Here is a 23,823-nt window from a genome sequence, read left to right on the forward strand (position 1 = left end):
GAACTCGTCATGACCATTGACACCAACCCCGGCGCGACGGGCATCGACGTCGTGGAGCCGAGAATGCGCGAGGTCCGCTGCCCCGCGGACGGCCGTCTGGTGGGCAGCGTGCCCGACATGGGTCCGGCGCAGGTCGCGGCGGCCGCGGCCCGGCTGCGTGCCGCGCAGCCGGCCTGGGAAGATCTCGGCCCCGACGGCAGGTCACGCCACATGCTGCGTTTTCTCGACTGGCTCCTCGACAATGAAAAGCGTCTGGTCGGGATCATGCAGGAGGAAACCGGAAAGTCCTGGGGCGATGCGGGCCTCGAGATCGGCATGGCCGTGGATCTGATCAACTACTACGGCAAGCACACGAAGGAGTTCCTCGCGGACCGGAAGGTGAGGTCGTGGGGCGCCTCGGGCCTCACCAAGCGTCTGCGCGTGTTAGCGCGGCCCTACCAGCTCGTCGGCATGCTCACCCCGTGGAACGGCCCGCTCGGCGGTCCCATGCTCGACGGAGTGCCCGCCCTCATGGCCGGCGCGGCGGTCATGTTCAAGCCGTCCGAGTTCACGCCGATGACCTGGGCCGAGGCAACTCGCGGGTGGCTTGAGGACATCGGCGCGCCACCTGTCCTGGCCACCATGACGGGCGGGCCGGAGACCGGCGCCGCGGTCGTCGAGGAAGTAGACATGATCATGTTCACCGGTTCCACCCGGACCGGTCGGAAGATCGCGGCGCGAGCGGCGCAGCGCCTCGTGCCGTGCAGTCTCGAGCTCGGCGGCAAGGACGCGATGGTTGTGCTGTCCGACGCGGATCTGGAGCGCTCGGCCCGCGCGGCGGTGTGGGGATCGATGTGGAACTCCGGCCAGATCTGTATCTCCGTCGAACGATGCTACGTCGAGGCGCCCATCTACGACGAGTTCGTCGCGAAGGTCGTCGACATAGCCGGCAGCCTGCGCCAGGGCATGGACCCCGACGGCAGTTACAGCTCCGACATCGGCGCGATGGCCAACGCCAACCAACTCCAGACGGTCGAACGTCATGTCGACGAGGCGGTCCGCCAGGGCGCCAGGGTTCTTACCGGCGGCAAGCGGCGCGAAGAGGGCCTTTTCTTCGAGCCGACCGTTCTGCTCGACGTCGACCACTCGATGACGTGCATGCGGGAGGAGACCTTCGGTCCGACGCTTCCCATCATGAAGGTGGCGGATGAGGAAGAAGCGATCCGACTGACGAACGATTCGCCCTACGGCCTCTCCTCGAGTGTGTGGACCCGGGACCGGAAGCGGGCGGACCGGGTGGCACGGCGCATCGAGGCCGGTGCCGTCAACATCAATAATGTTATGATCAGCACCTTTCAGCTCCCCCTCCCGATGAGCGGCTGGAAGACCTCGGGCCTGGGTAGCCGTTCCGGGGGCGCGAACGGAGTACTGAAGTACTGCCGGCAGCAGTCCATCGTTTCCGAACGGATCAGGCTCAGGACAGAGCTGCACTGGTACCCCTACACGCCGAAGGGCAGTCGGCTGCAGTCGCGGCTGCTCCGTCTGACCGGCGCCCGGGACTGGCGGCGGCGGCTCGGCCGTGAGCCGAAGCACTGAGCGCGTCGATCAGCGCATCGATCCTCCTGGCAGTACCGGTGGATTCCGCCGCAACGGCGGCGGCAGCGGAACAGGCGGCATGAACGCGAGAACTTCGACGCGGTCAGGACCGGCCCAGGACCAGTTCCGCGCCGCGTTCGCCGATCATCATGGAGGGCGCGTTGGTGTTTCCGGTCGTCACGTTCGGCATGATCGACGCGTCCACGACCCGTAGGTTGGCAATGCCACGCACACGCAGTGCCGGGTCGACGACCGCGGCGTCGTCCACGCCCATCTTGCAGCTTCCGACGGGGTGGTAGGACGGCACCGCGTAGTCGCGGACGTAGTTGATCCAGTCGGCCTCGGTCACGCAGTCGGCCTCCGGCTGGAACTGCCCCCTGGTGATCTCGGCCATGGCCGGCTGGGCCATGATCTCGTGCACCATCATGGCGCCACGCACCGTGTCGCGCAGGTCGTCGGGATGGCCGAGGAGCTGCATCTCGATTCGGGGCCCGAGGGTCGGGTCCGAGCCATGCAGGCTGATGCGCCCGCGGTTGCGCGTGTGCGTGAAGGTTGAGGACGCGGTGAAGCCCAGCTCCCTGGCCGGCTGGACGTCGAACATTCCGCGGTCGTCCACGTTGCGGGTGATCGCGAAGGGCGTGAACTGTAGCTGGATGTCCGGCGAGGCGAGGCTCGTGTCGGACCTTGCCATGACCTGGACCTGAACGATCGTCATGGCCAGGATGCCGCCGCCGTGCAGCGCGAAGTCCGTGACCGCCTTCGTGCCGTCGCTGAGCCTCGGCTTGTTGATGGTGTGCATCGTCGTGCGGTATCGCTGCATCAGGTAGGCGTGCTCGTGCAGGTTCTCCCCGACGCCGGGTAGGTCGAGTACCACGGGAATGTTGTGGTCCTCCAGATGCGCGCGAGGGCCGATGCCCGACTGCAGGAGCAGTTTGGGGGATGCCAGGGTTCCGGCGCTCAGGATGACCTCTTGGCGGGCCCGGGCCCGGCGCAGCTCTCCTTGGTGGCGGTACTCCACGCCGACGGCTGCCGTGCCTTCGAGCAGGACCCTGTGGGCGAAGGCGTTGGTCCGCACGGTGAGGAGCTTCTTCGAGGCGACCCGTTTGATGTACTCGCGCGACGACTGCGAGCGGGTGCCCCGGCGATGGTTGACCTGGGCGAGCGCGATGCCCTCCTGCTGCTCGCCGTTGTAGTCCGCGGTCTCGGTGTAGCCGGCCTGCCTGGCCGCCTTGATGTAGGTCTGGTTGGCCTCGCCCCGGTTCTCCTGGACGCACACGGACACGGGCCCGCTGCCCCCGCGGAACGTGTTCTCGCCGCCCTCCCAGGTCTCGATCTTCTTGAAGGCGGGGAGGACGGAATCGTAATCCCAGCCCTTGCACCCGAGCTGGGCCCAGCCGTCGTAGTCGGCGCGGTTGCCGCGAATGTAGACGCAGGAGTTGATCGATCCCCCGCCGCCCATCACCCTGCCCGCCATCCAGGCCTCGGGGCGGTTGCGGCGTGAGGGGTCGGGTTCGGCAGGGTACTTCCAGTTGGCCTTCTTGTAAGCCACCGCGACTCCGGCCGGGACGAGGATCTCGAGACGTCTGTCGCTGCGACCCGCCTCGAGGAGGAGAACCTTGGCATTGGCCTCGGTCAGCCGACTGGCGATCACGGAGCCGGACGAGCCGCCGCCCACCACCACGTAATCGAAGACCTCATCCGTCATGTCAACTCCAGGCGACGAGGCGCTCGGTGCCCCGGGGTTTGTGGCGTACAGACTGCCTAACGTGGCTCAGAATCTACGTCAAGTTTGAAATCATAGTCAAGGTCTCGCGTGTGCGGAGCCCGGAGAACCACGATGCGCTGCTGGTGCGCTGCGCCGACGATCCTGTTCTCGACCGTCATATCGAGGAACAGCGCCACCAGCGTGCGCTGGCCGCTGCCGGGTTCGGCGTGCTGACCGGGATCGACGGCGACGAGGGCAGGCTGTGGGTCTGGTCCGCCGGGGTTCGACCGACGGTGCCGCGGCCCTCGCCGCGGGAGTTGGCCGAGGACTGGCTGCACACACTGACGATCAGCGGTGAACCAGGCATCGCAGCGGAGCGGGCGATGGAGCTGATCGCGCAGGTGAACCAGCCGCGCAGACTCGGTGTGCGGATGCGCACCCCGCTGCCGCTGGATGACGCGCAGATCCTGGAGGAGACGCTGGCCTGGTACGCCGAGGTCCGCTGCCGCCAGGCCGGGCTGCATCTGCTGCTGGAGGGCTTCCGCGGCTGGCTGGCCGATGCGGCCGGGCAAGATCGTGGCGCGGTCGTGCAACGCCTGGCCCTGACGGTGGAGACGGTGCTGTCACCGGACTGACGGCGACTCACCATCAAGCGATGAATGATCCCGGCAGAGGCCGACATCGACACGTAGCCGGCCAGCGATTGCAGGCCGTACCTGTCACACCGGGATGCTGACCCGAGTTGCAGGCACGAGACGACCGCGCTGGCTGCACGGATGTAGCGGCCTCGGTTTTCCGGATCGAGGTCGGCTCGGCGGCGCTTCCCGCTTGGGCAGCGCGGGCAGGCTTGGGTGTTCGGTGGGAGGCATCAGACGCTTGGCGCATTCGGCTGCTACGTACAGGATCCGTACCGTCTCGGCATCCTCATCGGGCTTTCCGCCGGGATGGTCACCCGGACCTGCGGTCCACTGCGGCAGGAGGCGAATGGTCCGTTAGTAGCAGGATGGGGATTGCGTCGGCCTCTTGACCGTCACCTCGTGGACCGCATCGGTGCGGCAATCTGCCTTTCCGGGCGGCGCACGAAAAATCCCGTACTGCCGCCGCCGAGTCGCCCGCCGACTCGTGGGTCCGCCTCCGTAACCTGTGACCCGGTGTGTCCGTGTGGATGCATATGGTTTGGGTGGGGTCCATGGCGGTGGGCTGCGGTGATGGTGGTGCGCGTCGTGTCGGGTGGACGTTTCGCTTCCAGGTTCTGTGCGTCGAAGGCTCTGAGGCGGAGCGACTGCGGGCGCAGTTGGCTGGAGCGGTTCGTGAGTTGCTTGTGTGGGCGGCTGAGGATCAGGCCCGGTCTGCGGCTGAGGAGGACGGCGGCAAGGGGGTGGATCCGCTTGGTGGGGTCGCTGGTGAGACGGGCGTCGTATCTCCCGGGCGGGACTTGATGCGCGGGAGACCGGAAGAACCCGGATGCGAACCCACACAACCGATCGAGGGTTCTATGTTCGAGGTTGGTGGCAGAGTTGAGCCTTGAGTTCAACCAAAGGTGACAGGTCAACTCCTCGGAGTGTCCGATATGGGCGGCCACCTGCAGATCGGTACGATTTGTATTTGTATGACTACATTACGTGTACCCCGGGTGGGATTCGAACCCACACTGTCGGTGGTTTGAGCACCGTCTCTCTGCCGTTGGAGTACCGGGGCCGGCGGGTGGAGCGTGGTCGAGCGGGCGGGGCCGCTGCGGAGGCGACCGGGCGGACCTGCGCGAGGAGATCGCGATCGATCCGGTCCGGAACGTCTCGCTCAAGACTCTATCCGGGTAGGGTGCGTTTCGACCTCCCGCCCTCCTCTGCTCGGGCAGGATGTCAGCCTGACTCCCCTGCCCTGTCACACTAGGGTCACACCTCCGAGACCAGGAGTACGACTCGATGAGCCAACCCTCCTCGAACCCGCGCCGGGTTCTGATCGCCGAGGACGAAGCGCTGATCCGGCTCGACCTCAGGGAGATGCTGCAAGAGGAGGGCTACGAGGTCGTCGGAGAGGCCGGCGACGGCGAGATGGCCGTCAACCTCGCCGGCAAGCTCCGGCCCGACCTGTGCATCCTCGACGTGAAGATGCCCAGGATGGACGGGATCGAGGCCGGCGCGAAGATCGCCAAGGACCGCATCGCCCCCGTGGTCATCCTCACCGCCTTCAGCCAGCGGGAGCTGGTCGAGCGGGCCCGCGAGGCCGGCGCCATGGCCTACGTGGTCAAGCCGTTCCAGAAGAAGGACCTGCTGCCCACGATCGAGATGGCGATGAGCCGGTTCACGGAGATCGTGAGCCTGGAGGCCGAGGTTGAGGACCTGCAGGGCCGGCTCGAGGCCAGGAAGATCATCGAGCGGGCGAAGGGTGTGCTGCAGACCGAGCACGGCATGACCGAGCCGGACGCCTTCCGTTGGATCCAGCGGACGTCGATGAACCAGCGCCGGACGATGCGCGCCGTCGCCGAGGCCGTGCTGTCGGGCGAGGCACTGCCAGGCTCGTGACGGCCCTGTTCGTGCCGTCCCCGGCCACACGCCGGCCGGGGACCGGGTGAGCGACGCCTCGCCGCCGGGATCAGTGCCGATCCCCGGTCCCGAGGACGCGCAGCAGCCGTCCCCCCGAGCATCGGAACCCGTTCCGGCGGACGAACCCGTCCGGTCCCCCGCGCCGACCGGGGCCCCTGCGTCCGTAACCGGCACCGGGGACGCCGCCCCCGGTCCGGCACCGGTCTCAGCGCCGGCGTCCGCGTCCGTTCGAACGGCGTCCGTGTCCGCTCGACCATCGTCGGTGCCCGCCCGACCGTGGCTGGCCCGAGTGGGTCATGCGCGGGCGGCACTCGCCGTGGTCCCCGGCCGGATCGGAGGATGGACCCGGGCGCGGTGGCGCACCGGCCGGGGCCGGGCGATCCTCGCCGCGATCGCCGCCCTGATCCTGGCCGTGCCCTCGGCGCTGGGGCTCGTCCTGGCCACCGTCCTCGACGACGACGGCGGCGGTGCCGACGTCCCCATGACCCGGGTGGCCACCCTCGGCGTCATGGCGCCGCTGTCGGGTGATCTGTCCGCCGACGGCACGAGCGTGCGCAACGCAGTCGCGCTCGCGATCGACGAGGCCAACAAGTCGGGGGCGATCCCCGGCTGGCGCCTGGAGCTGTCCACCCGCGACGACCTGTCCCGCCCGGACGGGGGAGCCCAGGCCGCCGACGCCTTCGCCGCCAACGACCGTCTGATCGGCGTAGTCGGGCCGTTGAGCTCGCTCGTCGCCAAGGTCGCCCTGCCCACGCTGAGCGCCGAGGGCATCCCGGTCGTCTCCCCGTCCAACGCCGACCCGACCCTCACCGGCGCCGGCACCGACCCGCGCACCCGCCCCTACCCGACCTACTTCCGGCTCGCCGGAACGGACGAGCTGCAGGCACGGGTGGCGGCCGAGTACGCGGTGCGGACACTCGGCCGCCGACGCATCGCCGTCGTCGACGGGGAACCCCGCTACGGCACGACGCTCGGCGGCCGGTTCGCGGTGCGCGCCGCGGCGTTGGGGGCGACGGTCGCCTCGGTGTACCAGGTCCAGGGGGACGGTGCCGACGGGTCCGAGCTCGACTCGACCGCGGAGGCGATCGAGCAGGAGGCCCCCGATCTGGTCTACGTCGCCACCGGCGCGGCGTTCGCCGGGAAGCTGCGCACCCGGCTCGCCGAAGCGGGCGCGTCGATCCAGGTCATGGGTTCGGACGCGCTGCTGCAACCGCGGTACACCGACGACGCGAAGTCGGCCGCGGACGGTGATCTGATCACCAGCCTGTTGGTCCCGCCGACGAGGCTGTCGGCCGCCGGCGCCTTCGTCGCCGACTACTCCGAGCGGTTCGGCGGCCCGGCGGACGACGACGGCCGCACGACTCCGAGCGGCACGGACAGCACGGACGCGTCCGGCGCGAGCGAGGGGAACCGCCACGCCGCCGCCCCGCCGACCGCCACCCGTGCGCAGACCGCCACCCCCGCACCGGCGCGCATACCCGCGTCCACCCAAGACACCGCGTCCGCCGACGGCGACTCGGCCGCGGCGCAGCGCCGGCAGGCGGCCCACGACGCCTCCGTCGAGCTCGCCCAGCGTCGCGCCGAGGCCATTCCGGTGGCGGCCGCCTATGCCTATGACGCGGCACGGGCGATCATCCGGGCGGCGGCGACGGTGCTGCCTGGCCGCCCGGCCGTCGACGCGGCCGCCCGCCACGACGTCGTGGCCGCGATCGGGCGAGGCTCGTTCACCGGCGTCACAGGCTCCATCGGCTTCGACCGCTGGGGGGACACCCGCACGCCGCGTGTCGTGCTCTACACGGTGCTCGGCGGCCGCTTCGTCGCCCTGACGACCTGGACCTGACCCGCCGGTTGGTACCCCGGGGCTATCGGTAGCACCCGGGCACCGGTCGTACGCGGGTGACCGGTCGTACGCGGGTGACCGGTAGTACCAGGGTGATCGGGCGCGGCCTGCGGCCGATCACATCCACCACATCCGCATCCACTCCGGGAAACCACTTAAGGCTACGACACGCTCACTACGAGCTTTCCTTGGCCGGTATCGCGGGCTAGGTTTCCGTCACGACAGGTCGTCGATCAGTTACTGGATAGCCACGGCGACGTTTCCGGCGGACTCCGGCGCCCCAGGTGCCGACACCAGCAGCGAGGTGCTGCGGAAGGACGTGTCATGAGCGGTCCTGGACGGCGATGGGGAGTGCTCGGGGCCGCGGGGGTGCTGACGGCCGTGGCCGTGCTCGGCGGGTGCGGCGGGTCGACCGCCGAGGTCGGGAAGAAGGAGTTCGTCATCGGCTTCCAGGGGCCGCTGTCCGGCGACAACCCGCAGCTGGGCATCAACGCCTACGACGGGGTGCTGACCGCCGTCGACCTTGCCAACCGGCGCGACGACCTGCCGTTCCAGCTGCGACTGGTGGCCTCGGACGACCAGGGCATCCCCGAACAGGGCCCCACCGCCGCGCAGAAGCTCCTCGACAACCCCAGCGTCCTCGCCGTCGTCGGTCCGGTCTTCTCCGGGCCGACGAAGTCGAGCGAGCCGCTCTACACCCAGGCCGGGCTGCTGTCGGTGAGCCCCTCGGCGACCAGCCCGGCGCTCACCGATCTCGGTTTCCTCACCTTCTACCGGGTGATCGCCCCCGACACGGTCCAGGGCGCGGCCGCGGCCGAGTATCTGACCAAGGCCCTGAAGGCGACGAAGGTCTACTCGCTGGACGACCGCAGCGAGTACGGCATCGGCCTGTCCGGGGCGCTCGAGCAGGCGCTGACCGCCCACGACGTCAAGGTCGTCCACGACGGCATCAACCCGACGAAGGACTACACCTCCCAGGCCACGAAGATCATCAGGGAGCGGCCGGACGTGCTCTACTACTCCGGCTACTACTCGGAGCTCGCCCTGCTGACCAAGGCGCTGCGCAGCAAGGGCTTCACCGGGAAGATCGCCAGTGGGGACGGGGCGAACGACGACCAGCTCATTCGGGAGGCCGGTGTCGGCAACGCCGAGGGCACGCTGCTCACCTGTGCCTGCGGGGATCCGAACAGCGATCCCGCCGCGGCCGGTTTCGTCGCCGAATACCGGACGGTCAACAGCGGGGCCCGGCCGGGCACGTATTCCGGTGAGGCGTACGACGCCACCAACGCGATCATCGAGGTGCTGCGCAAGATCGGCACTGGGGCGACCCGGGAGTCGGTGGCGGCCGCATTCGGCTCGGTGAACCTCCCCGGCGTCACCAAGCAGATCCGGTTCCGCAAGAACGGCGAGGTGGAGGAGGCGACGGTCTACCTCTACGAGATCCGGAACGGGAAGCGGACCGTGCTCGGCCCGGTCCAGTCGCTCGTCAAGCCCTGACGCGCGGGCGGGGCACCGGCTCCGTCCCCGCAGGCCGTCCGCGGGACGCCGCCGCGCTTCCCGCGCGCGGCGGCCCCGGGCGCGTGTCGCCGCGGCCAGGCGAGTCGAGCGGACCGGTCCGCCTGATCCCCGCCGCGGGGATCGTCGCCGCGGGGATCGTCGCCGAGCGCCGTCCGCGCTGGAGGACCTGCCGGTGAACAGGCGGGAACGGCGGGGCCCGGGGGATGACATCCGCGGCCGCTCGACTGATCGGAGATTCGACGCAGAGGCACCCGAGAAGGGTTTTGGTGCCGTCCGGACCTTCCCCGAGTCCGTACGTTGTCTACTCACCCCTCCCGGGTGCCACCGGCGTGAGGTTAGGCCGGTCCTGACCTCAGGTCAATGCACTGGACTGGGGTCGGTGTGTCCGTTCGGATATCCCCCGGAACTGCGGAGGGGGAGGGGCCGGAGGGCCGGAAAAATCCTACGATCGGGTCTATCGGTATTGGGTTTCCCGCCGGCAGCGGCGCCAAGGCCGGGGCGGCGGGCTGCGGGCTGCGGGCGTTCCGGTCAGGTCCGGAGGGGCTCCTGCGCCCCGGTCGGCAGGCCGCTGCGGATCATGCACGTGAGCCGGCAGGTGCAGGTCACCTGTCCGGCGTCGTCGGTGATCCGGATGTCGTAGGTGACGAGGGTGCGCCCGCTGCGGATGCGGGTGGCGACGGCGGTGACGGTGCCCGAGGTGGCCGACCGATGATGCGAGGCGTTGATCTCGATGCCGACCGCCATCGAGCCGGGCGGGGCGTCCAGGTTCGCGCCGACCGAGCCCAGCGTCTCGGCGAGGACCACGGAGGCGCCGCCGTGCAGGAGACCGTAGGGCTGCCGGTTGCCCTCGACGGGCATCGTGGCGACCAGCCGCTCGGGGCTGGCCTCGGTGAGCAGGATGCCCATCCGTCGCTCGATCTCCCCGCGCGCCTCGTTGATCTGCGCGGCGAGCCGGACCGCGTCGGCATCCGCGACCCCGTCGCCGTCGCCGTCGCCGTCGCCGTGGTCCGTGCCGGCGCCGATGCCCTCGATCGAGGCGATGTCGTCGGTGGCGGGCGCGGCATCGGCAGCGGTCATGACCGCCAGCCTAGACGAGTAGATCCCATCGGCTTGCTGGTCCGAGCGCAGCCGAAAACCGACGGATGCGACAGTCGACGGCGCGGTACGGGCGCGCAGTGGCCCCTCGACGCGACGGACCGCCCACACGCGACGAAACTGTCGGACGCACGGCCTAAACTCGCCGCGTGTCCGTCACCACGTCGAACTCGTCCGTCGACCAGCCGGCCCCGTCCGCCGCCGAGGCAGGGTCCGCCGCCGAGGCAGGGTCCGCTGTCGAGGCAGGGTCCGCTGTCGAGGCAGGGTCCGCCACGGAGGCCCGGCCCGAGAAGCCCCGCCGCGCCCGCCGGTCGGCCGCCGCGCCGGCCGCGACGGCTACGGCGAGGACGGCCGCTGCGAGGAAGGCGGCGCCCGCGGCGGCCGCCGCGGGCCCGCGGTTGCTGCTGCTCGACGGGCACTCGCTGGCCTACCGCGCGTTCTACGCGCTGCCGGTGGAGAACTTCTCCACCACCACCGGCCAGCCGACCAACGCCGTGTACGGATTCACCTCGATGCTCATCAACGTCCTGCGCGACGAGAAGCCGACCCACGTGGCGGTCGCCTGGGACCTGCCGACGCCGACCTTCCGCCACACCCAGTACGCCGAGTACAAGGCGGGCCGCTCGGAGACCCCGGCCGACTTCGTCGGGCAGGTCAGCCTCATCCACCAGGTGTGCGACGCGCTCGCCGTGCCGGGGGTCAGCGCCGCCGGCTACGAGGCCGACGACGTGATCGCCACCCTCGCGACCGCGGGCTCCGCGGCGGGGATGGACGTGCTGGTCGTCACCGGTGACCGGGACGCGCTGCAGCTCGTCAACGAGAGGGTCACGGTGCTGATGACCCGCAAGGGCATCTCCGACATGACCCGGTTCACCCCGGACGAGGTGCAGGCGAAGTACGGCCTGTCCCCGGTGCAGTACCCGGACTTCGCGGCGCTGCGCGGCGACCCGTCCGACAACCTGCCCTCCGTGCCGGGGGTGGGGGAGAAGACCGCCACCAAGTGGATCCAGCAGTTCGGGTCCCTCGCCGAGCTGGTGGACCGGGCCGACGAGATCGGCGGAAAGACGGGGGCGTCGCTGCGCGCCCACCTTTCCTCGGTCATCCGCAACCGCTCGCTGACCGAGCTGTCCCGCGACGTCCCGCTCCCCGTCGGCCCGGACGAACTGCGCCTGCGCCCGTGGGATCGCGAGGCCGTCCACCAGCTGTTCGACACGCTGCAGTTCCGCGTGCTGCGCGAGCGGCTCTACGCGGCCCTCGCCACCGCCCCGCCGCCCGTCGAGGAGGGCTTCGACGTCGAGCTGACCACCCTCGGACCCGACGAGGTGGCCCAGTGGCTCGACGAGCACGCCCGCGGCGTCGGCCGCACCGGCCTGCATGCCCGCGGTACCTGGGGGCGGGGCACGGGCGTGCTGTCCGGCCTCGCCCTGGCCTCGGCCGACGGCGCCGCGGCCTGGCTCGACCCGACCCAGCTCACCCCGGCGGACCTGACGGCGCTCGGCGGCTGGCTCGCCGACGCGCACCAGCCGAAGGCCGCGCATGACGTCAAGGGCCCCATGCTGGCGCTCGCGGAGCTGGGCCTGACACTGACCGGCGTCACCAGCGACACCGCGCTGGCCGCCTACCTGGCGCTGCCCGGCCAGCGCTCGTTCGACCTGGCCGACCTGGTCGCCCGCTACCTGCACCGGGACCTGGCCGTCGAGCCGGCCGGCAACGGCCAGCTCACCCTCGACGGCTCCGGGGAGGCCGAGGAGTCCCACGCGGACGCGGTGCGGGCCCGCGCGTGCCTGGAGCTCGCCGACGAGCTCGACGCGGACCTGGAGCGCCGCTCCGCCGCGACCCTGCTGCGCGACATGGAACTTCCGCTGGTCACGGTCCTCGCCGGGATGGAGCGGGCCGGCATCGCCGCTGACCAGGATCATCTGACCGAGCTGCAGAAGCACTACGGCGGCGAGGTCACGGCCGTCGCCGCGCAGGCGCACGAGATCGTCGGCCGGGCGTTCAACCTCGGTTCGCCCAAGCAGCTCCAGCAGATCCTGTTCGACGAGCTCGGCCTGCCCAAGACCAAGAAGATCAAGACCGGCTACACCACCGACGCCGACGCCCTCGCCTGGCTCGCGGTCCAGTCCGACCATCCGCTGCTGCCGGTTCTGCTGCGCCACCGGGACGTCGCCCGGCTCAAGACCGTCGTCGACTCGCTGCTACCGATGATCGACGATGCGAGCCGTATCCACACCACGTTCAACCAGATGATCGCCGCCACCGGCCGGCTGTCGTCCACCGACCCGAACCTGCAGAACATCCCGATCCGCACGGCCGAGGGGCGCCAGATCCGGCGCGCCTTCGTCGTCGGCCCCGGCTACGAGACCCTGCTCACCGCCGACTACTCGCAGATCGAGATGCGGATCATGGCACACCTGTCCGGCGACGAGGGCCTCATCGAGGCGTTCGGGTCGGGTGAGGACCTGCACACCTTCGTCGCCGCCGAGGCGTTCGGCCTGCCCGTCAGCGAGGTCGACCCGGAGCTGCGCCGGCGGATCAAGGCCATGTCCTACGGGTTGGCGTACGGGCTGTCCGCGTTCGGCCTCTCCGGCCAGCTCGGGATCGCCCCCGACGAGGCACGCGAGCACATGGACGCCTACTTCGCCCGGTTCGGCGGGGTCCGCGACTTCCTGCGCGGCGTGGTCGAACGGGCCCGCCGGGACGGCTACACCGAGACGATGCTCGGCCGCCGGCGCTACCTGCCCGACCTGACCAGCGACAACGCCCAGCGCCGCCAGATGGCCGAGCGGATGGCGCTCAACGCCCCGATCCAGGGCTCGGCCGCCGACATCATCAAGATCGCCATGCTGGGAGTCGACCGGGCGCTGCGGGCCGGCGGGCACGCCTCGCGGCTGCTGCTCCAGGTCCACGACGAGCTCGTGCTGGAGATCGCTCCCGGCGAGTACGACGCGGTCGAGCGGCTCGTCCGCGCCGAGATGACCTCCGCCTACACCATGTCGGTGCCCCTCGACGTCAGCGTCGGCTCCGGTCGGACCTGGGACGACGCCGCCCACTGAACGCCGGAAACGCCGCCCCCGGGCGGCCTGGGGCGGCTCCACCCCGATGGTCTGCATACGTTCCGGCGGGCCCTTCGCCGGCGCCGGAAGGGTATGTCCGGATATAGCGGCGTGGCTGCGGTGAAAGCACCGGGCGCGGATGTTAGGCGCTGCGCTTCACCGGCTATGTTGAAGAAAGCCCGACCCGGATCTCGTCGGCGCCGCGGTGGTGATCTCGGCACCGGGTCGCCACGGCCTGCCGTGGCCCGCAATTCTCTGCCGGATATGTCGACACAGCCGAATAAACCGACGTGGACCGCGGTGGAATTGGCTGATCTGGCGGGAGGCCGCGTGGCCGGTATTTCCGGCGGCTGGGTGCCGGGGCCCCGACGGGGCGGGTCGCGGACCACGTGCGGCCCGCGGGCAGGGGACACGTCCTGCGGACCGGCGCAACGGCGGGGAGGGATGCGGTTCGTGCACAGCGGTCGTACGCACGCCGACCGTCGGCGGTTCCTCGTCGCCGCGCCGACAGGCGCCGCAGTGCTGTTCCTGCTCGCCGCCGCCCTGCCCGGCTCGCCGGGCCAGCTGCGCTGGGAGAGCTGGGTCGGGCTGCTGGTCGCGGTGGCCAACATCGTGCTGGGGCTGGTGGCGAAGCCACGCTGGAGCTGGGTGCCGCCGTTCGCCGCCGCCTCCCTGGCGGCGGCGCTCGCCCTGGCGCTCGCCGGGTCCACGTCCGACCGCGACGCCGACATGTACCTGGTCTGGTTCCCCCCGCTGTGTGCGTATGTCGCCCTCGTCTCGGCACCCGGGGCGGTCCTGGTCATCGCCCTGATCACCGGCGCTCTCGTGGCGGGCGTGGCGGCCGGCGGCGACCTGGGCCGGACGGCCGGTCCCATGGTGTCGGCGGCGGTCTGCACGATCGTGGCCGGCGCGGTGGTGAAGGGCCTGTTCCGGGCGGGCCTGCTGCAGAGCCACGCCGATCCCCTCACCCACCTGGCCAACCGGGCGGGCACGCTCGAACGCGGCGAGGGCGCCGTGGCGGAGATCCAGGCGGAGGGCCGGGAGGCGATCCTGGTCCTGGTCGACATCAACCGGTTCCATGAGATCAACGATGCGCTCGGGCACGTCGGCGGCGACCGGCTGCTGCAGATCATCGCGCGGATGCTGTCCGGGCTCCGGCCGATCCCGGCCTTCGTCGGCCGGGCCGGCGGGGACGAGTTCGCCCTGGTCTTCCGAGGGATGCCGGTCCCGTCCACCGTGGTGGCGGCCGCTCGCCGACCGGGAGCGTCCCTGCCCGTGCCCACCGCGGCGGAGACGAAGCGGCGCCGGGTGCTCGGACTCCGGGTCCTGCGCCAGATCCAGGGGCCCTTCCAGGTCTGCGGCGTCGACGTCGAGGTTGACGCCTCGGTCGGGATCGCCGTGGCCCCGCGCGACAGCGCCACCATGGGCGGGCTGCTGACCTGCGCCGACTCGGCGCTGCTGCGCGCCAAACGGGTGGGGGAGAGCGTCGGGTTGTGGGATCCCGGTATCACCGGCGTCCGGCCCGAGGAGATCGCTCTGTACGCGCAGCTGCGCAGCGCGATCACCCGCGGCGAGCTGCTGCTGTTCTACCAGCCGCTGCAGTCGGCGCACTCGGGCGGGATCGTCGGCGCGGAGGCGCTGCTGCGCTGGCGCCACCCGACCCGAGGCCTGCTGGCACCCGGCGTGTTCCTGCCCGTCGCCGAACGCTCGCCGCTGATCGCCGATCTGACCCGCTGGGTCCTCGACGAGGCGCTGCGCCAGTGCGCCGCCTGGGCAGCCGAGGGCCTGCACCTGCCGGTGTCGGTGAACCTCTCCGCCCGGATGCTGGTGCTCGACGACCTGCCGCAGGTCGTCGCCGGCTCGCTGGCCGCCCACGGCCTGGCCAGTGACGTCCTCACCCTGGAGATCACCGAGAGCGCGCTGGTCACCCAGCCGGCCCGGGCGGCGACGATGCTGAGCGAGCTGCGCACGCAGGGGGTCTCGCTGTCCCTGGATGACTTCGGTACCGGCTACAGCTCGATGGAGATCCTCAAGACGCTCCCGTTCGACGAGGTCAAGATCGACCGGGGTTTCGTCACGGATGCCCGCGGCAGCCTGCCCGACGCCGCGATCGTGCGGTCGGTGCTCGATCTTGGCCACCGGCTCGGGCTGCGGGTGGTCGGCGAGGGCATCGAGGACGAGCGCACGCTCGCGATGATGATCGACCTTGGCTGCGACCTACTCCAGGGTGAGGCGATCTCGGTACCGCTGCCCCCGGCGAAGGTGTCCGAGCTGCTCCGATCCCGGGCCGCCGCGGTGCGGCCGTCAGCCCCGCACGCGACCCTCCCGGCATCGGAACGCGCGCCTGCGGAGTGCACCGGCGCGGTCTCCGGGGACGGGGCGGTCGGGGACGGGGCGGTCGGGGAGGAGGCAGGCGGTGGTGAGGGGCAGACGGAGGCCGGTCGGCCGGTGCCGCCCCCGACCGGGGACGAGGCGGGGGCCGCATCGGCGGGGCGAGGGGAGGAGCGGGGGGCGTCCGCGCGGGCGGGCCGGCGCATCGGGGGTCGACCGACGTCGAGCGGCTGACCACGCGACCACCCACACCCTCGCCACCGCGCCGGAAGCGGCCTTCGACGAGCTCGCCGCGATCGTCAACCCGGCTGTCCGGCGGCCTCGGGCGTGTTCGTCGACGCCGACCGCGAGTGCCCGAGGACCGGCGGCGGCAACGATTCGTCGGACCGGGCCGTGGCAGCGATCCGTCGATCCTCGCGGCGGCGCGGTGTCAGCGCGTGGGTCAGCTCGCGGCCGCTGCACCCGGGATCGCCGCCGGGGCGGTGGGCGCCAGCGACGCGCAGGCGGTACGCGCGGTACGCCATGTGCCGGCGTCCACGCCGGGCGGTGCCGCGGTCGAGCCCGGGCCCACACCACCGCCGGGTCTGCCGTCGGCACCGGGGCCCCCGCCGCCGACGCCGCCGTTCGGAGCGCCCGACGGCGGGGCGCCGGTCGGACGGGCGCCCTGCGGCGCGCTCCCCGCCGCGCCGGCGGCCGGAGTCGGCAGCGTCACCCCGTTGTTCGCGAGGCAGGTCCGGTAGGCGGCCATCGCGTCGGTCCCGCCGGCGGAGGGAGTCGTCGCCGTGGAGGGAGTCGCCCCCGTGGAAGGGGTCGGCGACACGGCGGTCCTTGATGAGGCGGTCCCCGACGAGGCCGCGCCGGCCGCCGAGTCGCTCCCGCCGCCCCCGCATCCCGCCAGCGCGGCCGCCAGGGTGACCGTCAGCAGCGGCACGATGAGCCGGTGCCGCCGTGTCGCGGTGCCGTCCCGGCGCGCGTACCGGGACGTCCTGACGTCGTTCATGCTCCTCCTCGGGGCAGCGGGACCGCCGGTGTGTGCGCCGGCCGGTGGACACACTGCCGGGCTCCGCTGTGGGGAGCCTGTGCCGAGGCTGGGGATTTCGTACGATTCGCGGAATTTCTGCGGTCCTGGCGGTGTCAGACCGCGATGCCGACCTCGCGCCACGCCTCGGCGACGACCTTGCGTTCGTCCGCGCCGAACAGCACGCCGGCCTGCCGACTGGTCGCCGCCGCGAACGAGCGGAAGGTCGCGTTCGGCCGCACCTGCGGCGAGCGCAGGCTCTCGTACCAGATGCGGCCGGCCCGCTCCCACGCGTGGCCGCCGAGCGCGATCGCGGCGAGGTAGAACGCCTTGTTCGGGATGCCCGAGTTGATGTGCACGCCGCCGTTGTCGCCGGTCATCCGGACATAGCCGTCCATGTGCGCGGGCTGGATGTCGTCGCCGAGCACCGGATCGTCGTAGGCGGTGCCGGGGTCCTTCATCGACCGCAGCGCGACGCCCTGCACCGCGTCGGTGAGCAGCTCGTCGCCGATCAGCCAGTCGGCCTGCTCGGCCGTCTGCCCGAGCGCGTGCTGCTTCACGAGGGAGCCGAAGACGTCGCTGACCGACTCGTTGAGCGCCCCGGACTGGTTGACGTACATCAGCGCGGCCTCGTCCTCGGTGACGCCGTGGGTCAGCTCGTGCCCGATGATGTCCAGCGACACCGTGAACCGCTGGAAAAGCTCGCCGTCGCCGTCGCCGAACACCATCTGCCGGCCGTTCCAGAAGGCGTTGTCGTAGTGGTCGCCGTAGTGGACGGTGGCGAGCAGGGTCATCCCCTCGTCGTCGATCGAGTCGCGGCCGAACACGTCCGAGTAGAACGTGAACGTGGCGCCGAGGCCGTCGTAGGCCTCGTTGACCGCCACGTCGTCGACCGCGGCGTCGCCCTCGGCGCGGACCGTCCCACCCGGCAGCGTCTCGGTGCCGGCGGCGTCCTTGACGGTGCGGCGCGGACCTGCATCCGGGCGCAGCCGCGGCGGCGCGGCGCCGCGCTGCGCCGAGCGCAGCTGGGCGTTGTGGACGCGGATCGTGCGGTGCGAGCCGTCCTGGACAAGGGTGGACAGCGCCCAGGAACGCTGGTCGTCGCTGCCGTTGCGGACGATACGTTCGAGGATGTGCGGTGGGATGGCGCAGGGCGCGGTGGGGCTCAGTGCGGTGGGGCTCAGTGCGGTGGGGCGAGGGCAGGGCATGGTCGACTCCGGGAGGTGGGGGCGGCGACCGGACCGAAGTCCGGCGTGCATCCGACGGGTGGCGTGACCCGTAGCCACCGACCCTGCTACCTGCGGCGCAGGATGTCCAGAGTGTGTTGGTGTGTCTGCATGGTGTGGTTGTTGTTTTACGGCCTGTTATCGCCATTGCCGCGATGTCGTCCCGCCGGCGGCCGGCCCCGCCGGCTGCGCCACCGCCGAAGCCCGACCCGCCCGGCCGCCTGGGCGAGCGCCAGCGCCAGACCGCCGAGCACGAGGTAGGTCATGTGCGCGTCCAGCCAGTTCACGGCGCCGCGCATCCACGGGGCCACCGCCCGCGCCGCGGTCAGGTAGAGCGCGGCGGACAGCAGGGACCCGGGGATCAGGAACTGCAGGAAGCGGCGCATCGGCACGCCGCCCGCGCCAAGCGCCGCGTCGACCGCCGCATTGGTGTTGACCAGGCAGAACCACAACAGCGGGGTCTGTGTCCCCGGGCGGGTGAGCGCCGTGACCAGGCGGCTGCCGCCGAGGCGCCGTAGCAGGACCGACCGGATGTTGTTGCGGGCCAGCCCGAAGTAGCCGACGTCGACCAGGCCGCGGAAGAACGCGGCGACCAGCAGGGCCGGCACGAACGGCACCGACCCGCCGACGAGCAGCAGGATCGCCCAGGTGGGCCGCAGCGCGATGAGCAGCAGTGGCGCCCGGCCGGCGAGCGCGGGCACCAGGGCCAGCCCGAGGGCGCCGAGTCCGAGCAACGAGCCGGTGAGCAGCGCCGGCCACAGCTGGTGAGCGAGCCGCCCTGCCCGCCCGGTCGGCTCCGCCTGGGCCGAGCCGTCGCCCGGCTCGGTGAGCCGCCCGGTCGGCGCCGCCTTCTGCGAGCCGTCGCCCGGCTCCACCCCGCCCGAGCCGTCGGCCTGCCCCGCCTCGACCAACCCGCCGGGGGGCCCGCCGGCGACAGGGTCGGGACTGATGATCGGATCGGTGGCCTGCATGGGCACGGCCTGCGCCCGCCCCTTTTCGGCTACCCCCACACGGACCAGTCTGCCAACCGCCGCCCGCGCCGCGAAGGCGGTCCGCCGAGGTGGCCGACCAGTGCCTTCCCGGTCGCGTCCGAGGCGTGCCGGTGCTGGGGCGCCGCTGCCCCTGGCCTTCGTCACCCGGCCACATAGCAGCGTTGCCCGGCTACATGGCGTTACCCGGCCACATGGCGGTCAGATCGTGCCGAGGTCTAAGCACGTTTTTCCGGCCTGAAACCGTCCTTACCCCTCGGCGCGATTCTGTGCTTGGCTGATCACGGAACGGCATCACGGGTCGGCGGCGTCCGGAACCCCGACCACGCCTCGACCTGCGCGACCGCCAGGCCGGACCTCGCAGACACCCGTCCACAGCCGGGGCGACGTGGCCGCCGCGAGGGGTGGCCGTTGGCCGCGCACGGCGCGATGCCGATGGCCGCCGGCGCGGCAGCACATGTGCTGCCATGGGCTGGCAGACTCGGCACCGTGCTCACAGTGGGTCTGACGGGTGGAATCGGGTCGGGCAAGAGCGCGGTGTCGGCGCGCCTGGCGGCCCGCGGGGCGCTGCTGATCGACGCTGACCAGATCGCCCGCGAGGTGGTCGCGCCGGGCACCCCGGGCCTCGCCGCGGTGCTGGCGGAGTTCGGAGCCGAGCTGGCTGCGCCCGACGGCAGCCTCGACCGCCCGGCACTCGGCCGGATCGTCTTCGCCGATGCCGCGGCCCGCGGGCGCCTGGAGGCGATCGTCCATCCGCTCATCCGGGCCGAGACGGGCCGGCGGATCGCGCAGCTCTCCCCGGACGGGATCGTCCTGCACGACGTCCCGCTGCTCGTCGAGGTGCACTCGGAGGGCAACTACGACCTGGTGCTGGTCGTCGAGGCGCCGCGCGAGCTGCGGCTGGTGCGGCTGGAGGGCCGCGGCCTACCCCGCGACCAGGCGCTGGCCCGGATGGCGACGCAGGCCACCGACGGGCAGCGCCGCGCCGTCGCCGACATCGTCATCGACAACGGCGGCAGCCTCGACGCCCTCGACGCCCGCCTCGACGAGGTCTGGCGGGAGCTGCTGGCCCGCCGCGACGCCCGCATGGCCGCCGAGCACCCCCCGGCCGCCACCCCGTAGCCCGCCCACCCCCTAGCCCGCCGCCCCCGCGGTCCGGTCGGGCGGCGGGTCCGGCCGCGCGGGCTACTGCACCCCGGCGGCGCCCATGCCGCGCAGCTCCTTCTTCAGCTCGGCGATCTCGTCGCGCAACCGGGCGGCCAGCTCGAACTGGAGCTCCTTGGCCGCCTCGTGCATCTGGTCGTCGAGCTGGCGGATGAGCTGCGCCAGCTCGTGCGAGGGCATCCCGGCGAGCTCGGCGGCATACCGGCCGACCGTGCCCTGGCTGCCGCCTCGGGACCTCATCCCCGGCACCGGCGCCTTGCCCCGGGACTGCGACCGCCCGCCCCCGCCGATCAGCTCGCCGTCGGCCGACTCGCGGACCATGTCGTCGAGGATGTCGACGACCTTCTTGCGCAGCGGCTGCGGATCGAGGCCGCGTTCGGCGTTGTAGGCCATCTGCTTCTCGCGGCGCCGGTTCGTCTCGTCGATGGCATGGCGCATCGACGGGGTGATCGAGTCCGCGTACATGTGCACCTGGCCGGACACGTTGCGCGCGGCGCGGCCGATGGTCTGGATCAGCGACTTGTCGGAGCGCAGGAAGCCCTCCTTGTCGGCGTCGAGGATGCTCACCAGTGACACCTCGGGCAGGTCGAGGCCCTCGCGCAGCAGGTTGATCCCGACGAGCACGTCGAAATCGCCGCGGCGCAGCTCGGTGAGCAGCTCCACCCGGCGCAGGGTGTCCACCTCGCTGTGCAGGTAGCGCACCCGGATGCCGAGTTCGAGCAGGTAGTCGGTGAGGTCCTCGGACATCTTCTTGGTCAGGGTGGTGACGAGGACGCGCTCGTCGCGCTCCGCGCGCAGTCGGATCTCGTGGACGAGATCGTCGATCTGCCCCTTCGTCGGCTTGAGCACGACCTCCGGGTCGAGCAGCCCGGTCGGCCGGATGATCTGTTCGACGACGCCGTCGGCCCGGCCCAGCTCGTAGGGTCCCGGAGTCGCCGACAGGTAGACCGTCTGGTCGATGCGCTCCAGGAACTCCTCCCACCGCAGCGGGCGGTTGTCCATCGCGCTGGGCAGCCGGAAGCCGTGCTCGACGAGGTTGCGCTTGCGGGACATGTCGCCCTCGTACATCCCGCCGATCTGCGGGACCGTCACGTGCGACTCGTCGATGACCAGCAGGAAGTCATCGGGGAAGTAGTCCAGCAGGGTATGCGGCGGGGTGCCGGCGTCGCGGCCGTCGATGTGCCGGGAGTAGTTCTCGATCCCGGAGCAGAAGCCGACCTGGCGCATCATCTCGATGTCGTAGGTGGTGCGCATGCGCAGCCGCTGCGCCTCCAGCAGCTTGCCCTGGCGCTCCATCGTCGCCAGGCGCTCGTCGAGCTCCGCCTCGATCCCGGCGATCGCCCGCTCCATCCGCTCCGGGCCGGCGACGTAGTGCGTCGCCGGGAACACGAAGATCTCCTGCGCCTCGCGGACGATCTCCCCGGTCAGGGGATGCAGGTAGGTCAGCCGCTCGATCTCGTCGCCGAACATCTCGACCCGCACGGCGAGCTCCTCGTAGACCGGGAACACCTCCACCGTGTCGCCGCGGACCCGGAACGTCCCCCGGGTGAAGGCCAGGTCGTTGCGGGTGTACTGGACGTCGACGAAGCGGCGCAGCAGCAGGTCCCGCTCGATCTCGTCGCCGACGCGCAGCCGCACCATCCGGTCGATGTACTCCTGCGGCGTGCCGAGGCCGTAGATGCAGCTCACACTCGCCACGACGATGACGTCGCGCCGCGTGAGCAGGTTCATCGTCGCCGAGTGCCGCAGCCGCTCGACCTCCTCGTTGATCGAGGAGTCCTTCTCGATGTAGGTGTCGGTCTGCGCGATGTACGCCTCGGGCTGGTAGTAGTCGTAGTACGAGACGAAGTACTCGACGGCGTTGTGCGGCAACAGCTCGCGGAACTCGTTGGCGAGCTGCGCGGCGAGCGTCTTGTTCGGGGCCATCACCAGCGTCGGCCGCTGCAGGCGCTCGACGAGCCACGCCGTCGTCGCCGACTTGCCGGTGCCGGTCGCGCCGAGCAGGACCACGTTGGTCTCGCCGGCCTGCACCCGCCGGGCCAGCTCCTCGATGGCGGCGGGCTGGTCGCCAGACGGGGCGAAGTCGGACACGACCTCGAACGGGGCGCGCGTCCGCTCGATGTCGAGGCTGGGCCGTTCGAACGTTGTGCTCACGTCCTCTAGAACACCACAGCCCTCCGACAGTTTCCGCCCCGCCGCCGGCGGCTCACCCGGCGGCCGGGTCCCAGCCGATCAGCCGGGCGCCGAGCACCGCCGTCTGCAGGACGTACCGGTCGGTCGGGGAGGTCGGGTCGTGCCGGGTCAGGGCGTGGATGCGGTCGAGCCGGTAGGTCAGTGCCCGCACGGACAGGTGCAGCCGGCGCGCCGCGGCGAGCGCCACCCCACCGGTGGTGAAGTAGGCGTCGAGGGTGTCGATCAGCGGGCCGGCGCCGCCCCGGGCAGCCCGCAGCGGCGAGAGCACCGCCTCCACCAGCTCTGCCAGCGCCTCCCGGTCGCGCAGCAGGACCTTGTAGATGAGCAGGTCGTCGGTGTGCACGACGGCCCCCTCCAGCCCGAGGCGGCCGGCGAGCTCCGCGGCGCCGCGGGCCTCCTCGAAGCCGATCCGGACCCCGGCGACGCCGCTGCGCGCGCGGCTGACCCCCACCCGCCACAGCAGACCGGGCTCGGCGCGCAGCCGGCGGGTCAGCGCGGCCATCGCCGCCGTGGTCTCCTGCGTGGGCGCGAACGCGGGCAGCGGGGAGAAGCCCGCGCCCCCGGCACCCGACTCGTCCGCCCGCCGCCGGCCGGGCGGGCGGTTGCCGCCCGCCGCGGCCCCGACCCGTCGAGCCCGGCGACCGGGGCGGCGACCCCGCACGCCGCCCCCCGTCGCCTGCCCGGACCCCGTACCTGCGGCGGCGTCCGGGCCGGCGGGCGAACGGCCGGCCGGGGTGACGCCGCGAGCGGGCGGCTCCGGGCCGCGGGCCAGGTCGCCCTGCTCGGGCACCACGCAGACGAGCAGGCCGCCGCGGGTCGCAACGAGCGGATCGGTGAGGCTGTGCTCGCGCAGGATGCCCTCGGCCGCTCGGGTCAGCGCCCGCCCGTCGAGGAAGCGCCGGTTGCCGGCGACGACCAGGACGACGTGCGGCGCCTCCAGCCGCAGGCCGAACGCCCCGGCCCGCTCCAGGAGCTGGCCCACCGCCGACGTGCCGGTGAGCAGGTCGTCGACGAGCTCGCGGCGCAGCGCCTCCTCGGAGCGGGCACGGGCGGTGCGGGCGGCCTCGTAGCCCTCGCAGACGGCGGCGACGGCGTCGTCGCTGGCCCGCAGCACCGCGGAGGCGGCGGCACGGGTGCGCGAGACCGCCCCGACCGACTCGCCGGCCGAGCGCAGCGCGTCGGCGAGCTGCCCCGGCGTGCTCGACGCCCGGGTCAGCTCGCGGGCGGTGCGGTCGGCGGCCCGCACCGCGGGCAGGGACGGCCAGACCCGCCAGGTCGCCGAGAGGTAGAGGTCGACCAGGGCGCGCAGCGAGGCCCCGGACTCCGCCGCCGCCTGGCCGAGGTCGCGAAACGCCTCCAGCTCCGCCCGGGTCAGCCGGCGCCCGCTGTCCGCCGCCGAGGCGAGGACGTCGAGGTAGTCGCCGAGCAGGCCGGCATGCAGCCGGGAGTCGGCAGCCGCGAGCACGGCCGCGCGGGGTAGCCGGGTCAGGCTCGTCTCCGGCAGACCGGCCGGCGCGTCGTCGTCGACCGGGGCCGTCCCGGCCGGTCCGTCCGCTTCCTCCATCTGCCC

Annotated in this window: 15 protein-coding genes and 1 tRNA gene; 8 read left to right on the forward strand and 8 right to left on the reverse strand. The window is 72.0% G+C overall.

Going from position 1 to position 23,823, the window contains the following annotated elements; all coding sequences use genetic code 11:
* Positions 1 to 9: 9 nt before the first annotated feature.
* A complete protein-coding gene (locus tag FRAQA3DRAFT_RS01405; protein WP_009399416.1) occupies positions 10 to 1,575 on the forward strand; it encodes an aldehyde dehydrogenase family protein in 1,566 nt (521 codons plus the stop codon).
* A 103-nt stretch (positions 1,576 to 1,678) separates the two neighbouring features.
* On the opposite strand, the gene FRAQA3DRAFT_RS01410 is transcribed toward FRAQA3DRAFT_RS01405, so the two are convergent.
* Positions 1,679 to 3,280, reverse strand: coding sequence for a GMC family oxidoreductase (locus tag FRAQA3DRAFT_RS01410; protein ID WP_009399417.1), 1,602 nt, complete (start codon positions 3,278 to 3,280; stop codon positions 1,679 to 1,681).
* Positions 3,281 to 3,390: 110 nt separating this feature from the next.
* On the opposite strand from FRAQA3DRAFT_RS01410, the gene FRAQA3DRAFT_RS01415 reads away from it, so the two are divergent.
* Complete coding sequence (locus tag FRAQA3DRAFT_RS01415) at positions 3,391 to 3,915, forward strand: hypothetical protein (RefSeq protein WP_035920440.1); 525 nt, start codon at positions 3,391 to 3,393, stop codon at positions 3,913 to 3,915.
* A gap of 990 nt (positions 3,916 to 4,905) precedes the next feature.
* Here the strand turns inward: FRAQA3DRAFT_RS01415 and FRAQA3DRAFT_RS01420 are convergent.
* Positions 4,906 to 4,978 (reverse strand) — tRNA-Leu (locus tag FRAQA3DRAFT_RS01420).
* A 224-nt stretch (positions 4,979 to 5,202) separates the two neighbouring features.
* Here FRAQA3DRAFT_RS01420 and FRAQA3DRAFT_RS01425 point away from each other — a divergent pair.
* The 3 genes from FRAQA3DRAFT_RS01425 (at position 5,203) to FRAQA3DRAFT_RS01435 (ending at position 9,160) form a co-directional block, all read left to right on the forward strand.
* A complete protein-coding gene (locus FRAQA3DRAFT_RS01425; protein ID WP_009399419.1) occupies positions 5,203 to 5,802 on the forward strand; it encodes an ANTAR domain-containing response regulator in 600 nt (199 codons plus the stop codon).
* 283 nt (positions 5,803 to 6,085) lie between these two features.
* Positions 6,086 to 7,663 (forward strand): branched-chain amino acid ABC transporter substrate-binding protein, encoded by a 1,578-nt coding sequence (locus tag FRAQA3DRAFT_RS01430; RefSeq protein ID WP_157466997.1) that lies wholly within the window; start codon positions 6,086 to 6,088, stop codon positions 7,661 to 7,663.
* 324 nt (positions 7,664 to 7,987) lie between these two features.
* The gene (locus FRAQA3DRAFT_RS01435) at positions 7,988 to 9,160 is read left to right on the forward strand and encodes a branched-chain amino acid ABC transporter substrate-binding protein (protein WP_009399421.1); all 1,173 of its coding nucleotides are present in this window, start codon (positions 7,988 to 7,990) and stop codon (positions 9,158 to 9,160) included.
* Between the two features lie 549 nt (positions 9,161 to 9,709).
* Here the strand turns inward: FRAQA3DRAFT_RS01435 and FRAQA3DRAFT_RS01440 are convergent.
* Complete coding sequence (locus FRAQA3DRAFT_RS01440; RefSeq protein ID WP_009399422.1) at positions 9,710 to 10,258, reverse strand: PaaI family thioesterase; 549 nt, start codon at positions 10,256 to 10,258, stop codon at positions 9,710 to 9,712.
* Positions 10,259 to 10,677: 419 nt separating this feature from the next.
* Between FRAQA3DRAFT_RS01440 and polA the strand changes: the two genes are divergently transcribed.
* Both polA and FRAQA3DRAFT_RS38180 read left to right on the forward strand, forming a co-directional pair.
* Complete coding sequence (polA, locus tag FRAQA3DRAFT_RS01445) at positions 10,678 to 13,332, forward strand: DNA polymerase I (RefSeq protein ID WP_085950061.1); 2,655 nt, start codon at positions 10,678 to 10,680, stop codon at positions 13,330 to 13,332.
* A gap of 444 nt (positions 13,333 to 13,776) precedes the next feature.
* On the forward strand, positions 13,777 to 15,897 hold the full coding sequence (locus tag FRAQA3DRAFT_RS38180; protein WP_083873473.1) for a bifunctional diguanylate cyclase/phosphodiesterase: 2,121 nt from the start codon (positions 13,777 to 13,779) through the stop codon (positions 15,895 to 15,897).
* A 208-nt stretch (positions 15,898 to 16,105) separates the two neighbouring features.
* Here FRAQA3DRAFT_RS38180 and FRAQA3DRAFT_RS01455 read toward each other — a convergent pair whose 3' ends face one another.
* The 3 genes from FRAQA3DRAFT_RS01455 to FRAQA3DRAFT_RS01465 form a co-directional block, all read right to left on the reverse strand.
* Positions 16,106 to 16,663: a hypothetical protein gene (locus tag FRAQA3DRAFT_RS01455; protein ID WP_009399425.1), complete on the reverse strand. Its 558-nt coding sequence runs from the start codon at positions 16,661 to 16,663 to the stop codon at positions 16,106 to 16,108.
* Positions 16,664 to 16,797: 134 nt separating this feature from the next.
* Entirely contained in the window at positions 16,798 to 17,889 is a 1,092-nt protein-coding gene (locus FRAQA3DRAFT_RS01460; RefSeq protein WP_009399426.1) for a M4 family metallopeptidase, read from the reverse strand.
* A 146-nt stretch (positions 17,890 to 18,035) separates the two neighbouring features.
* Positions 18,036 to 18,917 (reverse strand): hypothetical protein, encoded by an 882-nt coding sequence (locus FRAQA3DRAFT_RS01465; protein WP_369809387.1) that lies wholly within the window; start codon positions 18,915 to 18,917, stop codon positions 18,036 to 18,038.
* Positions 18,918 to 19,385: 468 nt separating this feature from the next.
* Here FRAQA3DRAFT_RS01465 and coaE point away from each other — a divergent pair, with 468 nt between their 5' ends.
* Positions 19,386 to 20,018: a dephospho-CoA kinase gene (gene coaE / locus FRAQA3DRAFT_RS01470; protein WP_051054525.1), complete on the forward strand. Its 633-nt coding sequence runs from the start codon at positions 19,386 to 19,388 to the stop codon at positions 20,016 to 20,018.
* A 63-nt stretch (positions 20,019 to 20,081) separates the two neighbouring features.
* Here coaE and uvrB read toward each other — a convergent pair whose 3' ends face one another.
* Positions 20,082 to 22,214, reverse strand: coding sequence for an excinuclease ABC subunit UvrB (uvrB, locus tag FRAQA3DRAFT_RS01475; RefSeq protein ID WP_009399429.1), 2,133 nt, complete (start codon positions 22,212 to 22,214; stop codon positions 20,082 to 20,084).
* A 52-nt stretch (positions 22,215 to 22,266) separates the two neighbouring features.
* Positions 22,267 to 23,817 carry a CdaR family transcriptional regulator gene (locus tag FRAQA3DRAFT_RS01480; protein WP_009399430.1) on the reverse strand — a complete coding sequence of 517 codons (1,551 nt, stop codon included), beginning with the start codon at positions 23,815 to 23,817 and terminating at the stop codon, positions 22,267 to 22,269.
* Between the last annotated feature and the right edge of the window lie 6 nt (positions 23,818 to 23,823).

The organism is Frankia sp. QA3, from assembly GCF_000262465.1.
In the GTDB taxonomy this organism is placed as follows: domain Bacteria; phylum Actinomycetota; class Actinomycetes; order Frankiales; family Frankiaceae; genus Frankia.

What these genes read in the sequence shown, in the direction of transcription:
- FRAQA3DRAFT_RS01480 (WP_009399430.1), bottom strand. Translation starts at nt 23,817, where the DNA reads ATGGAGGAAGCGGACGGACCGGCCGGGACGGCCCCGGTCGACGACGAC.
- FRAQA3DRAFT_RS01410 (WP_009399417.1), bottom strand. Translation starts at nt 3,280, where the DNA reads ATGACGGATGAGGTCTTCGATTACGTGGTGGTGGGCGGCGGCTCGTCC.
- FRAQA3DRAFT_RS01455 (WP_009399425.1), bottom strand. Translation starts at nt 16,663, where the DNA reads ATGAACGACGTCAGGACGTCCCGGTACGCGCGCCGGGACGGCACCGCG.
- FRAQA3DRAFT_RS38180 (WP_083873473.1), top strand. Translation starts at nt 13,777, where the DNA reads ATGCGGTTCGTGCACAGCGGTCGTACGCACGCCGACCGTCGGCGGTTC.
- FRAQA3DRAFT_RS01435 (WP_009399421.1), top strand. Translation starts at nt 7,988, where the DNA reads ATGAGCGGTCCTGGACGGCGATGGGGAGTGCTCGGGGCCGCGGGGGTG.
- FRAQA3DRAFT_RS01405 (WP_009399416.1), top strand. Translation starts at nt 10, where the DNA reads ATGACCATTGACACCAACCCCGGCGCGACGGGCATCGACGTCGTGGAG.
- FRAQA3DRAFT_RS01440 (WP_009399422.1), bottom strand. Translation starts at nt 10,258, where the DNA reads ATGACCGCTGCCGATGCCGCGCCCGCCACCGACGACATCGCCTCGATC.
- FRAQA3DRAFT_RS01425 (WP_009399419.1), top strand. Translation starts at nt 5,203, where the DNA reads ATGAGCCAACCCTCCTCGAACCCGCGCCGGGTTCTGATCGCCGAGGAC.
- FRAQA3DRAFT_RS01460 (WP_009399426.1), bottom strand. Translation starts at nt 17,889, where the DNA reads ATGCCCTGCCCTCGCCCCACCGCACTGAGCCCCACCGCACTGAGCCCC.